Genomic DNA, 15673 nt, shown 5'->3' with positions numbered 1-15673 from the left:
CGCCGAGAGTTTCTCCGCTCGGCGGGCTGGGTGAAAAAGCGCCTGCGCGTACAGGGCCGGACCTATCGTCGTCGTCGATGCTGTCCCCGGAGCTCGCTTCACGCCTGGCCGGCACCCTGAACCGGCGCATCGCCGACCGCACCCGCGGTGAGATGCCCGCCGCTGCAAGCTGGCTGAGGGGACTGATCGGCTCCGAGCGTGCCGAGGCCCTCCTCGGGGGCGAACCCGTCGCTCTGAGCGCCGACGAACGTGGCCGGATCGCCGAGTGGACATCCCTCGATGAGGAGCTTCTGTCCTGCCTGTTCGCCGGCGCCTCCCGGGAGGTCCTTCGCCACGCCGTCTCCCAGGTCCAGGGGGACCTCAACGACTCCGGAGCCTGCGCGGTCTGTGTCGTCCTCGGATCCCGGTGCCAGTCAGCGGAGGATCTCAGTGAGGAGGAGCTCGAGCTCCTGATCAGCGATCTGCTCGATCACCTCCAGCGCGCGCCGCTCGACTCGCAGGCTGGGATCGGCGCCCCCGCCGTCGAGGACGCCCTCGATCCCGAGGAGGCCGTCCTTATCGACACCCTGCGTGATCTGCCTGACAGCTCGCGGCAGAAGGTCCTCGACGTCCTGACGCAGGAGGCTTTGCGGGCCGGATCTCTGGATGACCCTGTCGCGGACCTCTGGCGGCACCTCGACGAGCCAGCCCGGGCGCTGATGAGCGCCCTCGCCCACGCCCCCGGCCAGTGGCTGAGCGAGGGCGATCTCTGCGAGCGTCTCGGGTCGACGCCCTCTGGCCTCTCCGCTATCGAGCGCGACATCCTCCTCGGCTGGTCGCAGCTGATGGGTGAGCGCGAGGACGCACCGATGGAACATCCCCTCGGTCGGGGTGTGGACGGACAGGGCATCCACTTCGGGCTCGATCGCCCGGGGGCGACGGTCATCCGGGCGATCGTCCGCGACGGGCGCCGCCGCGACGCTCTCTGAGACGGAAGGCGAGATGGCAGCATCGGCGGTTGGGCCTTCGCCACTGTCACGGACTGACACCGGCTGAACCAAGAGGAGACCCGTGCCCGCTTACATCCTGATCCCGCTCACCATCCTGGTCGTGCTGATCGTCGTGACGGCGCTCACCGTCCTGGCGATCCGCTTCTCGACCCCGCTCCTGCTCAAGCACCCTCTCGGCCGGCGGATGCTCGCCGCCATCACACGCCTCGCGATGAAGATGCAGCGGCGTCAGGCCCAGAAGGCCGGGACCGACACCGACGAATTCGGGATGCGGCGCTCGGACATGGAGATCTCCCTCGACCAGCAGGGTGGCGAAGAGGCCGAGAAGATGCGTGCGACGATCAACCGTCTGCCCCCGGCCCAGCGGGCTCAGGTGCGCCGGATGATGGACGACGTGGACGTCGTCGACGCCCTGGGGGAGGTTGACGTCGAGGCTCTCGGCCTCGGTCGCAGCGAGAAGCGTGCCGCGGCCAGGGTGGTCGACGGTGGCGCCGTCAGCGCAACCCGGACCCTCACCCCTGCCCAGCGCAAGGCCAAGGAGAAGGCCCGGGCCGCGCGCAAGCGACGCTGAGGAACCCGGCGGCCTGACGGACCGGGCCTATCGTCACAGCACGATGGCGCGAGGAGCAAGAACGAGATCCGCAGCTGATGAGGCGACACTGCGGCGATCCTCGAAGGTGACCTCGCAGGCCGTGACCCGGCACGATGGCGCGAGGGTCTGGACCACGCCGGAGGGGGGCTACCACCGGGTGGACGGGCCGGCCATCGAGCATCTGGACGGTGGGCGGGAGTGGTGGGAGCTCGGCGAGCGGCATCGGATGAGCGGCCCCGCCGTCGCATGGGCCGATGGAACCCGCGCCTGGTGGCGCCGGGGCGTGCTCCATCGCGCGGATGGCCCGGCCGTCACCGCGCCCGATGGTAGTGAGAGGTGGATCAGGAAGGGCCTGCTCCACCGCGCCGACGGCCCGGCGATCGTCATGATGGACGGCCGTCAGGAGTGGTGGCTCGGGGGCAAGCGGCATCGTGCGGGCGGGCCGGCGGTCAGCGGCGGCCGGGGCGCCCCGGAATGGTGGCTTCACGGCGAATGCCACCGTGAGGACGGGCCCGCACAGATCAAGTCCGACGGGACCGAGTTCTGGTTCTCGAAGGGGAAGCTCCACCGCGTCGATGGGCCGGCGATCACCGGGATCGACGGAGGCTACTCGTGGTACCTGAAGGGGCGCCTCCACCGTATCGGCGGGCCCGCCCTCCGCACGAGCGATGGACATCTCGAATGGTACGAGCGCGGTGATCTCATGCGGACCGCGACACCGGAGGGTGAGGAACGGTACTGGGACGCGGAGGACCTTCACCGCGAAAACGGACCGGCGGTCCGGTACCCGGACGGGCGACATGAGTTCTGGCTGCGCGGCGTGCAGCTCACCGCCAGCGCCTGGAGTGAGCAGACCGGGCAGAGCCTGCCTGCCCGGCAGAGTGTCGTCTCGTCGAGCCACGGTGTCAGGGAGTCACTGCGTCGCTCGGCGCGGGGCTGAGTCCAATCATCGCTGGATGATGCCGGGGCATCCCGGCGTCCTACGGTGAAGGGGATGGCAAAGACATCAGCAGCCGACGAGCTCCTCCAGGAGCTGATGGCCGTGTTCTCGTCCCAGCCTCCGGGGCTGATCGAGCTCCACCGGGTGGCCAAGCAGCTCTACCCCATCCAGGTCGCCCGTCGCGGCCAGAAGCCAGGGAACAGGACCCTCATCAAGGCCGTCGAGCGGGCGGTAGAGCTCGGCTGGCTGGCGCAGCCGACTGCGGGCATGTACCGCTCCTACCGGGTGACGGGAACCTGGCCCGGCGACGCCGCCGCGATCGCCGCCGACTCGGCCCAGCAGGCCCGCGAGGCCGGCTCGGCCCGCGCCCGCGAGCGGACCCTCGCGACCGTGGCCGCCGCGGATGACCTCAGCAAGCTGGTGGCCTCCCTGCCTGAGGACGGCGAGTTCAGCGAGGACCAGCTCGCCGCGCTCGAGGAGGGATTGGCCGCGATCAAGCGTCGGATTACCCGCACGCGGTCGATGATCGCCGCCGTCCGGGAGATCACCTGAGGGTGGTCACCCCGGGGGTGCCCCTCAACCCGGACGCCCAAGGCGACTTCATCGTGCGCGCGATCTTCGCGGGGGCACCCTCTCCGGTGGAGGTTCAGCGCCCCAGCCTGGGCAAGGCGAGACGCACCGGCCGCAGCCTCTCATGCACGGCGGGGGCGCTATCGATCCGGGTCGCGAGCGCGGACTCCCCTCACCTGGCGATCTGCGCCTGGGATCGCTCCGACAACCGCTGGCGTGAGCCGAGGGCCCTCTCGACCCTTTGGTAGCGTTGTGATCCATGGGCCTGCGTAACCTGGCTTCTCACCAGCGTGTACTGCTGCTGGCCTGCGCGGCCGTCCTTCTCTGGGCTCCCACTCAGGCTTCCGCGGGGTGGTATCCCCCACGGCCCATCTATGACTACGACAAGACGCCACGGACGGGCAACTGCTCTGACCCAGGAGATCCCACGGCCGCGAACAGCCGCTGTGGCCCGCTCGACGGCCCTGTCTTCAACTCGTTCATCAACACTCCATCGTACGGGGATGAGCGAGCATTCCTGGATGGGCACCCGGCTTCGGAGGAAGGCGCCGCGTTCATCGCCGATCCACTCGATGTCAGGGATCACACGGAAATAGTCGTCCGTCTCTACGTCAACAACAACGCGAACGAGTTCTGGGGAGAGAGAACCACCGCGACCGGCACCCGAGTTCGGATCACGGTGCCGACCGGCACAAGATCGGGTCTCCGGATCCGGGGATACATCGAGGCTGACAACGCTGTCCCGACGGTGGTCGAGGACACCTTGGACCTTGTCGCTGACCGTCCTTTCAGAGTCGAGTACGTTCCGGGCAGCGCCTATCTCGAGCGACAGAGCGGGACCTATGGACTCACCTCCGAGATCGTCGAAGACCGGGGCGCTCTCATCGGAGACGTGAACATGAACGGGATCTTCCCCGCCGGCTTCGACCGTGACGCGGTTGTTTATGCCAGGCTTCGGGTCATACCAGCCGATCCACCTGTTTTCTGGAACCAGAGAACCTTCTGGCTCGTGGCTCTTGTCTCACTGCTCGCGATGACTATCGCCGTTCTGTTGGCCCCGGGGAAACCGAGGCGACTCGCGGGGCACTACACCGCTCGGGCCAAGAGTCTCATCATGACCCAGACCTTCGCTCAGCAACTCATCATCGGGGTCATCACCACGGCGCTGATTGCCGCGGTGGTCTACCTAGCGCGCCTGCTCCTCTAGGCCGCGACGGCGTCGCCGTCGTAGATCCTCGGGGTAGTTGTCGCTGACACCGTCACCCGCAGCGACCAGCACAACGCAGCCCCGGCGGCTTCTGCCGAACGCTCAGTCGCCTGGCAGGCGCCGCTGAGGTCCTGACCGAAGAGACCTGACCCGGGCGCCGCCCCACGAAGGTTCGGACTCACCAGTCCGCGTGTGTGAGTCCGTGTGAGCGCACGAAGCGCGCGAGGCCTGTGGGTTCGCTGGCACTCTCGATCCGATGTCATCAGAGCCCGAGGCGCCGGCGCCCACGCCGGAGAACTTCTGTCACCTCCATGTCCACTCGGAGTACTCGAGCCTGGACGGAGCCTGCAAGATCCCCCAGCTGGTCGCCCTCGCCAAGGAGCGCGGTCACGTCGCGCTCGGCCTCTCCGACCACGGGACCATCTCCGGCCTGCCGGCCTTCGAGAAGGCCTGCCGCAAGGAGGGGATCAAGCCGATCCTCTCCGTCGAGGCGTACCTCACCGATGACCGGGCGATCAAGAAGCGCGACACGAACACCTGGCACCTCGGTCTGATCGCCCGGACCTCCGAGGGCCTCAGGAACCTCTACGCGCTCACCTCGCGCGCCTACCTGGAGGGCTACTTCAACAAGCGGGCCCGGGCCGACTGGGAGCTGCTCGGCGAGTTCTCCGAAGGCCTGATCGCCCTCACCGGCTGCATGGCCGCCCCGGTGATGAGCAGCATCTTCCGCGGCGACCTCGAGGCGGCGCGGGCCTACACCAAGCGTCTGACCGAGATCTTCGGCCTCGAGAACGTCTACGGCGAGATCCAGAACGTCGGGATCACCGAGCAGATCCCCGCCGACTCCGAGCTCGCTCACAAGCTCGGCAAGTTCACGCTCACCCAGACCGAGGCCAACCGCGAGCTCGCGCTCATCTGCGCCGATCTCGGCGTGCCTCTGCTCGCAACCGGCGACGTGCACTACCTGCGCGCCGAGGACGCGGTCCCCCACGACGCCCTGCTCTGCGTCGGGACCGGCCAGCAGCAGGCCCGTCGTCCGGACGGAACGCCGGACATGGAGAACCGGCGCTTCTCGCTGCTGCCGAAGAACTACCACTTCCGCACGGAGTCGGAGGTCGCCGAGCTGCTGCCCGAGTTCCCCGAGGCTCTCGCCAACACCCTCGTCCTCGCCGAGCGATGCGACGCGCAGATCGCCTACGGCCAGTCGATGCTCCCGCGCTTCCCCCTCCCCGAGGGCTTCCCGACCTCCAAGGAGTACCTGCGCCACCTCTGCGAGCTGGGGATGGAGGACCGCTACGGGCCGCGGGCCGAGCAGACCGAGGCCCAGCGTGAGCGCCTCGAGTTCGAGCTCGGGGTCATCGACAACATGGGCTTCAACGACTACTTCCTGATCGTCTGGGACTTCGTCCGCGAGGCGATCGAGCGTGGCATCCCCTCCGGCCCGGGCCGAGGCTCCGCCGCGGGCGCCATCGTCGCCTACGCCCTGCGGATCACCCACCTCGACCCGCTCCAGTACGACCTGCTCTTCGAGCGGTTCCTGAACCCGGACCGGATCTCGATGCCGGACGTCGACTGGGACGTCTCGATTGTCCGGCGCGAGGAGATGATCGAATACGTCCGCGCCAAGTACAACGGGCTGGCGGGCTGTGACACCGCGGTCGCTCAGATCATCACCCATGGGATGATCCAGGCGAAGGCCGGACTGCGCGACGCCGCCCGCGTGCTGGGCAAGCCGATCTCACTGGCAGACCGTCTCTGCAAGATGGTCCCCGACAAGCCGATCGGCATGAGCCTGCGCGAGGTCTATCGAGCCGTGCCGGACTTCCAGCGCGCCTTCGACAACGACGCTGAGGCCAAGGAGGTGATCACCCTCGCCGGCTGGATGGAGGGCTTCATCCGCTCAGAGGGAGTGCACGCCGCCGGCGTCGTGATCTGGGATCAGCCGCTCGAGCGGGCTCTCCCGATCCAGCGCAAGGGTGACGAGGCACCGATCACCACGAGCTGGGACATGAAGAGCACCGAGGCCGTCGGCGCCCTCAAGATGGACTTCCTCGGCCTGCGCAACCTGGACATCATCCAGCGCGCGATCGAGATCGTCGGACACACCGAAGGCATCGAGCTCGACGCCTACGGCCTGCCCCTGGACGACCTCGCGACCTACGAGATGCTGTCGCGCGGTGAGGCCATCGGGGTGTTCCAATTGGAGTGCGTGGCGGGAGACACGATTCTGAACGGTGACCCACGCCGAACCATCGCTGAGCTCCATGAGAACCCGCCGGAGGCGATGCTGTCGGTCGACCTCGGTGAGGGAGCGCGGCGGCGCAATCGCGTCCTCCGGGTGGTCGCGACAGGTGAGAAGCGGCTCTACCGAATGAGGACAGCCGGTGGCTACCTGCTGCGCGCGACCGAGGATCACCGCATCCTCACAGATCGGGGATGGCAGCGGCTCGGAGACTTGTCCCCCGGCGACCAGGTCGTGGTCAACCGACGGGACGCATCACGGATCGGCGCATGCACCGACTGCGGCAAGCGGGTGCAGTCGCGGGGAGTGCGTTGCCGTTCCTGCTCTAATCGCCACCTTGGCACTGGTCCTCACATGGCTCGCACCAGAGACCCTCAGGCGTGGAGCCAGACGATCCGGCGTGGGGCCGACAACCCCTGGTGGGGTCACGAGCCCGTGGCCGCCTGTCTCGAGTTCCCCGATCTCGACCACCCGGTGCGCTCGGTCTGGGAGGCTGACTTCGCCAGGGCACTGATCGCGGCCGGCGTCGCGTATGACTATGAGCCGCGGACCTTTCGCTTCGCCGACGGATCGGGCTACACGCCGGACTTCTACCTGGGCGAGATCGGTCTCTGGGTAGAGGTGAAGGGCAAGTCCGGCCTCTGCGGCCGCGGCAAGCTGAAGGTCGAGCAGTTCCGCCGCGAGTTCCCCGATCAGCCGCTGCGGGTGGTCAGCGCACACGAGATCGCCGAGTTCGAGCTCGCCCATCCCGATTTCGCAGCATGGAACTGCCCGAAGCTGCCGCCGCACTTCGAGTTCGAGCCGATCATCGAGATCGTCGAGGACGCGATCGAGCCGACCTTCGATGTCATGATGGAAGGGCCGCTGAACAACTATGTCGCCAACGGCGTCGTGGTCCACAACTCGGGCGGGATGCGTGAGGCCCTGCGGCTGATCAAGCCGACGGTCTTCGACGACATCATCGCCTTGGTGGCGCTCTACCGGCCGGGCCCGATGGAGTACATCCCGACCTACGCCGCCCGCAAGCACGGGCAGGAGGAGGTCACCTTCCTGGACCCGCGCCTCGAGTCGATCATCGGCATGACCTACGGCGTGGCGGTGTACCAGGAGCAGCTGATGCTGACCGCCCGTCAGCTCGGGGGCTTCACCCCGGGCCAGGCGGACACGCTGCGCAAGGCGATCGGCAAGAAGGACAAGGATCTGATGGCCACCCTGAAGCCCGCCTTCGTGGCAGGCTGCGTCGCCAACGGCGTCCGGAAGGCCGACGCCGAGCAGCTGTGGTCGGACAACGAGAAGGCTGGCGACTACAGCTTCAACAAGGCCCATGCCGCCGCCTACGGTCTCCTCGCCTACTCGACGGCCTACCTGAAGTGCAACCATCCAGCGGCTTACATGGCCGCCCTGATGAGTCTCAACGCGAGCACCAAGGACAAGGTGCCGTTCTTCATCACCGAGGCACGGCGGATGGGCCTGAAGGTGTTGCCGCCGGACCTCAACCGCTCCCTGCGCGACTTCGCGGTGATGGAGGCCGAAGGCGCCGACCCCGCGGGCGACCCCGTGAAGCGGTTCGAGATCCTCTTCGGCCTCCAGGCGATCAAGGGCGTCGGCGACAACGTCATCCGCGCCATCCGCACCGAGCGCGAGACCCGCGGGCCCTACCGCTCCCTGCCCGACCTCATCCGGCGCCTGCCGGATCTGAACAAGACGGTCCTCGAGCGCCTCGTGCTCGCCGGCGCCCTGGACTTCACCAAGCACTCGCGCATGGCGATGGCCGCCGCGATCGAGCCGACCCTCGACACCCAGCGCAAGGCGGCGAAGGCCGCCGAGAAGGCCTTCCTGACCGCGGTAACGGATGCCGTGGCGGCTGGGGGCTCCTCTTCGGAGCCGGCCGCCGCCCCCTCCCTCTTCGACGCCCCCGCGGGGGCCGGCAAGCCGCGCAAGCTCAGCACCGAGGAGAAGCGCGGCCTCGAGGCGATCGCCAAGGCCTCATACGCAGCGAATGCCGTGCCGAGCCGCTCGGCCGCGTCGAGCCTGGTGGCAGCCGCCCTCGAGAAGGAGGCGTTGAGGAAGGCCCGGCTCGCCGCCCGCAAGGAGGACGCAGAGGACCCTGACGCCCGCGCGGCCGAGATGGTCCAGGAGAGTGCGCCCGAGCGCGAGGCCGTCTTGGCTGCGCTCGTCGAGCCCGTGCGCGCGGCCTGTGCGGCGGTTCTCTCGCGCCCGCCCGATGACGAGGACTCGATCGACGACGCCATGGACGACCAACTCGCCCTCGTGGCTCTGACCGGCCCCGACTGGCCCTCGCTCGAGCGACTCAGCCGCGAGCGCAAGGTGCTCGGGCTCTACGCCTCGGGACATCCCCTCGATGAGAGCCGCCGTCAGTGGCGGCGGTACATCAGCCACACCATCGGATCGCTGAACGGGTCGGCGATCGGCCGGACCGTCACGGTAGTGGGCTCAGTCACCGCCCAGCGCGTCCTGAAGAAGAAGACCGGGGAGACGTTCGGCCTCGAGGTGGAGGTCGAGGACCTGACAGGGTCGCGCCCCGTCACGTTCTTCAGCGACTCTCTCGATGACATGACCAAGGACCTGCTCGTCGAGGGTTCCCTCTGCGTGATCAAGGCCAAGGTGGTCGAGGACGCGTTCCGAAACTCACGTCAGGAGGCTGAAGAGGACCCGGAAGCCGACGTCACCGAGAAGGCCGTCAAGCTGAACGGGATCACCGTCTATCCGTGGCGGCCGGACCAGGTCAAGATGGATCCCATCCAGCCGCTCGAGATCACGCTCCCGGCCGACCGCCGGACCACCCAGGTGATCGCCCGCCTCCAGGAGATCCTTGAGTCCCACCCGGGGGCCTCACCGGTCTCGCTGATCATGGACGGGCGTCCCAGCCGGCTCGGGGCACGGGTCGAGATCGGCCCGTCGATGCTCGCGGAGATCCGCCAGCTGATCGGTGAGCAGGAAGTGGCGCTGCAGACCTGAGAGTCTCCGCCCACGGGCGGTTGTCTCAGCGGTCTCCCAGCTGGTCGCGGAGCCTCTCGGCGCGGCGCTGTCCACGGGTGAGGGCGTCCCGGACCCGCTCAGGGGCGATCCGGAGGTCCTCCGCGATCTCCCCCACCCGCAGACCATCCTCCCGGGCCTGCTCGAACTGGGCCGGGCTCATCTCGAAGAGGCGAAGGAGCGGCGCCCGCAGCGCAAGCCGGCACAAGGCGCGGCGATCACCTGCGCAGATCGGCGCGATCGCCACCTCGGCAGGCTGCGCCGACCGTTCCCCGCCGCCCTGATCGTCTTCCGGGCAGGCGAGGGGAATGGGGGGATACGGCGCCCGCAGACCACGTGCGAGAGCGGGAGGAGATCCGGAGCCCACCAGGACGACGCCGGCGACTGCGGCGATGAGCAACCGACGGCGGGCGGGGATCACCAGGGACATCGTCGCCGACGTTCGCAGCCGCTTGGGCGCCTGTGCAGGGATTTACGCTCTCCCGCAACAACTCCGTGACTGAAGGTAGGAGAAGCTACAGGTACCGACAGGCCAGGCCTGTAGGCGCCGCGAGATCCGCGGTGAGTATCAACCCGAGCGATCAGGCCAGCGCGATCAGCCGCGACCGGCCGCCGGCCCGCGTCCGCGCGAGGGAGAGCGATCGCCGGCGGGTCCGGCCTCGCCCTCAGATGAACGGGGGGCCTTGTCGCGAGCCTCGCGGCCACAGAGCTCATCGACGGCCGCGCGCGCGGCGTGGCGCCCCTCACGCAGCGCCGACCGGATCTCCTTGCGGTCGAGGCGGAGGTCCTCGGCGATCTCGCGCAGGGTGAGCCCGTCGCGGCGTGCCTGGGCGAACTCGCCAGGCTCCATGTCGAGCAGGGCCAACAGCGGAGCGATCCGAGCCTGCGTGTGGGTCTGGTGGACAGTGACGCGCACCGCGGTGCGAGCGAACTGACGGTCCGCGCGAGCAGGACTGAGCTTGCCCCTCTCGACCCGCTCATCGAGGTTCTCCCGGACCCGGGCGAGGATCGGGCTGTCGTCGACCCCGAGCAGATCAGCCTCGGAGATGCGGCACCCGGGACCGGCCTGGGCGCGGGCGCCGGGGCGCTCGCCCGTCTGTCGCTCGGCGCGCGACCCCTCCCCGCGTGGGTGCTCTGAGCCCTTCTCTGCGAGGGCGGATGCGCCGGGGGCAGCCAGCGCCGCCGCGACGATGAGAGCGCCGCCCATGAGACGGGGAACGGTTCGGGATCGCATGCCCCCATGTAAGCCGAGGAGCCCGGCGCGCACGTCTTTCATTGCGCCGGTCCTGTCATCGGGCCCGTCGTATCTTGGTGATGTCAGTGGTTCCCCGACGACGGAGCAGCGCCCGATGGCACCTCGACTGAACCTCACCGATCAGCGTGTCCTGTGGGAGTTGGCGATCGCCGACGGCCAGCTCAGGACGCAGGCGCTCTCGAACGTGATGAACCGCTTCGGCGACCGCATCCTCTACCCGCACTCGTCGATCGGCCGCCTGGAGGAGCGGGGGCTGATCCGGGTCGTCACCGAGGACAAGGCCTACTCACAGACGGTGTTCCTCGCCGGCGAGGCGCGTGAGAACGCGGCGGCCCACCGGGCGAAGGGGATCGCCGCCGCCGCCGCCGCCGCCTTCCGGCGGATGGTGCTGGCGAGGATCCGCGCCGGTCGTGAGGAGGTCGCCGCGCTCATCATGCTCGACGCCGTCCGCCCTGAGGCGACGGTGATCTACCCCGGCTTTGAGGCCTCCTCCGATGAGGCTTCTCTGATCCTGGCGGGCCCCGGCCGGCTCAGCGAGATGGTCTCTGCGCTACGGCTGCTGGAGCGGCTCGACAAGCTGCCGGGCGCTGACCTCGTCACAGCGGCCTGCGAGGCCACCGAGGACTTCGATGACCCCGACAACGACCCGGCCGCCTGAGGGGCCGAGGGAGTGGCGATGCGCCTGAATCCGGAACGACGCCTGCTGGCCGAGCTCGCGCTGAGCGCAGGAGAGCCGGTCGCCTTCAGCAGAGCCTGGGACGCGACCTACACCCGCTACTTGAGGACCGGCATGAACTCCGGGTTCCCTCAGTTGGTGGAGCGCCTGGTCGCACGCGATCTGGTGGTCGCCACGTCCGGGCCGGAGGGAGCGGCGGGCGATCTACGGCTGTCCCCCTCCGTGAGCGAGTCCCAGCGCGAGGAGTGGCGGATCGCCGGCCTCGACGCGGCAGCGGAGTACCGCGGCAACCTGATCGCACAGCTGCGCATGAAGGCGGCGGAGGTCTCGCAGCTCCATGACCTGCGGCAGAAGGAGATCCAGGCGCTCTCCACGCGCGTCGGCGGGGCTGATTGGATCTCGGCCAACAACGGCATCGGCCGGCGCCTGGACCAGGTGAACGCCTCACTGCGCGGGGTGGGCTGGGCCCTGACCCACATGGACATGCTCGACTTCGCCGATCAGGTGGTCAGGCACCGCCCGGCCGAGGAGACGGACCAGGTGCTGCGGGGGGCTTAGGCCCCCGCAGGTGCGCGTCGGCGCTTGCCGACGATCGGGATGATCTCGTTGCGCCGGACGAGAACGCCCGCGTCATCCATCGTGTAGAGCGGGATCATGTAGAGGCGGCTACGCACGTGCTGCAGCTGGCCTGCCTCCTTGATGCGCGTCACACGCTCGCGGCTAGCGGCGTCGATCTGGTGCGGGTGGAAGACCTGCCAGGCCTCGAGGATCTTCCGGTAGGCGGTGCCCCGGAAGCGCCCGACCTGGATGACGATGTCGACCGCGCGCGCGATCAGGTCCTGGATCGCGTCGAGCGGGAGCTCGTCGGCCATGATGGCGAGGCTCTCCAGCCGGGAGATCGCGTCGACGGCCGAGTTGGCGTGGATGGTCGTCCAGGAGCCGTCGTGACCGGTGTTCAGGGCCTGGAGGAGGTCGAGCGCCTCACGTGAGCGGACCTCGCCGACGATGATGCGATCCGGAGTCAGCCGCAGCGCCCCTCGGACGCCGTCGCGGATGGTGATCGTCCTCTCCCCCGCACCCTCGTGCGCGCCTCGCATGGTCGCCTGGATGTAGAGGGTGTCATCGGTCTCGATCTGCAGCTCCTTGGTGTTCTCGATGACGATGAGACGGTCCTCTCGGGGGATCAGGCAACCGATGGCGTTGATCAGCGTCGTCTTCCCGGAGGCGGTCCCGCCCGAGATCACCATGTTCTGGTTGCCCTGAGTCCAGGCCTCGAGGTCGGCCAGGAACTCCTCGGTGAACATCCCGGTGTCCACGTACTCCTGCATCGTGAACGGGCGCGGGTTGAACTTACGGATCGCGAAGCAGGCGCCGTTGACCGCCATCGGGGGGATCTCGGCGTGGATCCGGGAGCCGTCGCTGAGGTGTCCGTCCTCCATCGGGTTGGCGAGCGTGAGCTCTCGCCCCTGGGCGGCGAAGACGCGGCTGATGAAGTCGCTGACGTCCTTCTCGGTGCGAAACGGCGAAGGCTCGATCCGCTGCTTCTTGCCGTGGACGATCATGAAGACGGTGTCGAAGCGGTTGCACATGATCTCCTCGAGCCCGTCGATCCCCATCCAGGGAGCGAGCGGGCCGAACCCGAAGAACTCATCTCGCAGGTAGCGCACCAGGTCGCTCCGGCCCGAGGGAGGAACGCCCCAGTGCGGGTTCTGGTCGCAGACCCGGTCCACCAGGCGGTGGAAGGCCGAGTCCTCCATGCCGGAGTTGAAGTCCCCACTCGCACGACCCTGGGAGACGTAGGCGCTCATCACCTGATCGGTGATCTCCTCCCACTGCGGGTAGATGTCGGCGGGGCGGACAATCCCGCCGTTGCTCTCAGAACGTGTCGACTGCTGGAGCAGCTCGCGACGGCGACGCTGCTCGGAGCCGCCTGACCCGCCTGCCGGCGGTTCGCTCACTGCCCCTGGCCGGCGCGCCGCCGCTCGACGTAGTGGGAGAAGGCCGCGTGGGCCAGCTCACCGACGTCCTCGGCGTAGGCGCCGTGCGAGAGCGCCAGGAAGTCGCCGGCGTTGTTCGCCCGCGCGGTCTCCTGGTCGTAGTCGCGGAAGTAGGTCGTGTGCGCGCCGTCGGCCCACTCGAAGGTCTGGCGCATACCGACCCGCGGGTCGAAGCCCAGGTCGGCGTCGGAGCGCATCATCACGATGTGGAGGCGGTCGGGGGTCACCAGGACCGGACGCCCGCGGCCGGCGCGCGTGATCACCCGGGCGGCCTTACCGGCCGAGTGGAGGGCGGCCCGCTCGGGGAGCGTCAGCAGGAACACCTGGTGTGCCGCGCGCAGCCAGGTCTGGTTGGAGCGCATGACGACCTCGGTGCCGCAGTCGATGATGATGACGTCGTAGAAGCGGCCGAGCATCGCGAGCACCCGCTCGTAGTCGCCGACCTCGAAGTCGTCGAAGGCCTCGGGGTTGTCGGGCGCGGCGAGCACGTTCAGGTTCGGGAGGTCCTCGTGCCAGAGGACGAAGTCCCGCATCGAGGCCCGGTGGGAGTCCGTGCTCTCGAAGTCGGTCAGCGGGGCACCGCTCTTGTCGAGGTAGTCGATCAGCTCCAGCAGGTTCGGCTCAAGACGGCCGGCCACACGGATCGCGAGGTTGCCGTTGGCGATGTCGCCGTCGAGCACGAGGATCCGCGGGGGCTCGGCGTCCTTGCCGGCCGACGCCGTGCCGGAGGCCGCCATCAGAGCCGCCAGGTTGACCGAGGTCGTGGACTTGCCGGCGCCACCCTTGGGGCTGAAGACGGCGATGATCAGCGGCTCGCCCTTGACGAGGGTCGAGAACGGCAGGCGCGGCAGCTTGACCTTCGAGCCGCCCTTCTTCGCCCGGCGGTTGCTCTCGCGTGAGTCCTCACGCAGACGCTCGGAGGTCTGCGTCGTGCGGATGGTCTCCTCTTCCTCGGAGTCGCGGGTGCCGATCGCCCAGAGGGGATCGACCGGGGCGCGGTCCGGGGGTGCGGTGCGGCCGTCGTCATGGGCGGCGTGGGAGGCCGGGGCGATGTGGCTGAAGTCGTCGGCCCATTCCTCTCCCTGGGGGGCGGGAAGCACCTCCGGTGCGGCCCACTGAGGGTCGGGCGCAGGCGCCTCGTCCCATGCCTCGGCACCGGGTCCCTCGGGCTCCCAGGCGCCCTGGGCGGTTGCGGGCTCGTAGACCAGGGGCTCAGGCTCATAGGGCGGCTCGGCCTCGGCCGGGGCGAGGTCCACCGGCTCCGGGGCGTGGGTCGGCCCGGGGGCGATCACCGGCTCGGGTGCCGCGATGGGCTCGGGGGCGGGCGGGGTCAGGTCGACACCCTCGGACTCAAGGAGGGCGCGCTCGATCGGGGTGAGGTCAGCGCCCCTCTCGAACTTGGCCAGCGCCTTGTCCAGCAGCTCGCGCTTCGCCACCGCGGCACGACGCTCAGCGGCGACCGCGCGGGCGGCCTCCAGACGGGCCATCAGCTCGGGGTCGGGCTCAGGCGCGACCTCGGGCTCGGCCACAGGGGCCGCCACAGGCTCGGCCACAGGGGCCGCCGAGGCGGGCTCAGGCTCGGGCGAGAAGAACTCGGCATCGGCCGGCTCCTGGGTCAGCTCAGCCGCGGGAGCCGGGGCGACCTCGGCCACCGGGGACTCCTCGACAACCGGAGCGGGCGCCTCAGGTGCCACGGGGGTCGACGCCGGCGGGAGCGCGACCATCTCGCTCTCCTGCGCAGGGGCGTGTGCCGGCTTCTGCTCGAGAGCGCCGACGCGGGCATCCATGGTGTTCACGAACGTCGCGATCGACTGCTCCATGCGGGCAAGGAGCGCGGCGACATCGGCCGGGGAAACCTCGGCGACGGGCGCCGGGGGCGTGGCAGGGGCGACGGGCGCCGGGATGGGAGCGGCGACAGCCGGGGCGAGGTCGGGCTCCACCGCGGCCTGCGGCGCTGAGTGCACCGGCGGCTCAGGCTCGATGGCGGGGACAGGCGTCTCGACGGGCTCGGCCTCGACGGCAGGGCCGGGCGAGACCGGATCCAGGTGGGCGAACATGTCGTCCTCGGGCGGGCTGGCCGACGGGCCGGGCTCCATCAGATCCGCAAGGGGATCGAGGCTTGCCGCACCGGGGGCTGAAGCCGGCGTGGGCTCGGCCATCTCCGCGAGCGGGTCGTCGACCGGGGCAGAAGGTGACGGTGAGGGTGTG

Annotated in this window: 12 protein-coding genes; 8 read left to right on the top strand and 4 right to left on the bottom strand. The window is 69.3% G+C overall.

Annotated features, from left to right (window positions below):
• The first annotated feature begins 77 nt into the window (after positions 1-77).
• From IU369_RS18810 to dnaE, 6 genes are all read left to right on the top strand, one after another.
• Entirely contained in the window at positions 78-968 is an 891-nt protein-coding gene (locus tag IU369_RS18810) for a hypothetical protein (RefSeq protein ID WP_217924769.1), read from the top strand.
• A 121-nt stretch (positions 969-1089) separates the two neighbouring features.
• Entirely contained in the window at positions 1090-1560 is a 471-nt protein-coding gene (locus IU369_RS18805; protein WP_217924768.1) for a hypothetical protein, read from the top strand.
• Positions 1561-1681: 121 nt separating this feature from the next.
• The gene (locus IU369_RS18800) at positions 1682-2521 is read left to right on the top strand and encodes a hypothetical protein (RefSeq protein WP_217924767.1); all 840 of its coding nucleotides are present in this window, start codon (positions 1682-1684) and stop codon (positions 2519-2521) included.
• A 54-nt stretch (positions 2522-2575) separates the two neighbouring features.
• Positions 2576-3073, top strand: a complete 498-nt coding sequence (locus IU369_RS18795) for a hypothetical protein (RefSeq protein ID WP_217924766.1) — start codon at positions 2576-2578, stop codon at positions 3071-3073.
• A gap of 277 nt (positions 3074-3350) precedes the next feature.
• Positions 3351-4298, top strand: coding sequence for a hypothetical protein (locus IU369_RS18790; RefSeq protein WP_217924765.1), 948 nt, complete (start codon positions 3351-3353; stop codon positions 4296-4298).
• 256 nt (positions 4299-4554) lie between these two features.
• Positions 4555-9519 carry a DNA polymerase III subunit alpha gene (gene dnaE, locus IU369_RS18785; protein WP_217924764.1) on the top strand — a complete coding sequence of 1655 codons (4965 nt, stop codon included), beginning with the start codon at positions 4555-4557 and terminating at the stop codon, positions 9517-9519.
• Positions 9520-9544: 25 nt separating this feature from the next.
• Here dnaE and IU369_RS18780 read toward each other — a convergent pair whose 3' ends face one another.
• Both IU369_RS18780 and IU369_RS18775 read right to left on the bottom strand, forming a co-directional pair.
• Entirely contained in the window at positions 9545-9784 is a 240-nt protein-coding gene (locus tag IU369_RS18780) for a hypothetical protein (RefSeq protein ID WP_217924763.1), read from the bottom strand.
• 348 nt (positions 9785-10132) lie between these two features.
• Complete coding sequence (locus tag IU369_RS18775) at positions 10133-10744, bottom strand: hypothetical protein (RefSeq protein WP_217924762.1); 612 nt, start codon at positions 10742-10744, stop codon at positions 10133-10135.
• A gap of 142 nt (positions 10745-10886) precedes the next feature.
• On the opposite strand from IU369_RS18775, the gene IU369_RS18770 reads away from it, so the two are divergent.
• Together IU369_RS18770 and IU369_RS18765 are read left to right on the top strand one after the other, a co-directional pair.
• Positions 10887-11450 carry a hypothetical protein gene (locus IU369_RS18770; RefSeq protein ID WP_217924761.1) on the top strand — a complete coding sequence of 188 codons (564 nt, stop codon included), beginning with the start codon at positions 10887-10889 and terminating at the stop codon, positions 11448-11450.
• A gap of 12 nt (positions 11451-11462) precedes the next feature.
• Entirely contained in the window at positions 11463-12026 is a 564-nt protein-coding gene (locus tag IU369_RS18765) for a hypothetical protein (protein WP_217924760.1), read from the top strand.
• Here IU369_RS18765 and IU369_RS18760 read toward each other — a convergent pair.
• Both IU369_RS18760 and IU369_RS18755 read right to left on the bottom strand, forming a co-directional pair.
• Entirely contained in the window at positions 12023-13426 is a 1404-nt protein-coding gene (locus tag IU369_RS18760; RefSeq protein WP_217924759.1) for a TadA family conjugal transfer-associated ATPase, read from the bottom strand. The genes IU369_RS18765 and IU369_RS18760 overlap by 4 nt on opposite strands.
• On the bottom strand, positions 13423-15561 hold the full coding sequence (locus IU369_RS18755) for a CpaE/TadZ family protein (protein ID WP_217924758.1): 2139 nt from the start codon (positions 15559-15561) through the stop codon (positions 13423-13425). Before IU369_RS18755 ends, IU369_RS18760 begins: the two co-directional genes overlap by 4 nt.
• Positions 15562-15673 lie beyond the last annotated feature (112 nt).

Source organism: Miltoncostaea oceani (assembly GCF_018141545.1).
Classification (GTDB): Bacteria; Actinomycetota; Thermoleophilia; order Miltoncostaeales; family Miltoncostaeaceae; genus Miltoncostaea; species Miltoncostaea oceani.
Note: the sequence above shows the minus strand (reverse complement) of the source record. Positions and strands in the feature narration are given on the sequence as shown.

Coding starts and splice junctions, on each gene's coding strand:
- IU369_RS18790 (WP_217924765.1), top strand. CDS start 3,351: ATGGGCCTGCGTAACCTGGCTTCTCACCAGCGTGTACTGCTGCTGGCC.
- IU369_RS18810 (WP_217924769.1), top strand. CDS start 78: ATGCTGTCCCCGGAGCTCGCTTCACGCCTGGCCGGCACCCTGAACCGG.
- IU369_RS18775 (WP_217924762.1), bottom strand. CDS start 10,744: ATGGGCGGCGCTCTCATCGTCGCGGCGGCGCTGGCTGCCCCCGGCGCA.
- IU369_RS18755 (WP_217924758.1), bottom strand. CDS start 15,561: ATGGAGCCCGGCCCGTCGGCCAGCCCGCCCGAGGACGACATGTTCGCC.
- dnaE (WP_217924764.1), top strand. CDS start 4,555: ATGTCATCAGAGCCCGAGGCGCCGGCGCCCACGCCGGAGAACTTCTGT.
- IU369_RS18795 (WP_217924766.1), top strand. CDS start 2,576: ATGGCAAAGACATCAGCAGCCGACGAGCTCCTCCAGGAGCTGATGGCC.
- IU369_RS18770 (WP_217924761.1), top strand. CDS start 10,887: ATGGCACCTCGACTGAACCTCACCGATCAGCGTGTCCTGTGGGAGTTG.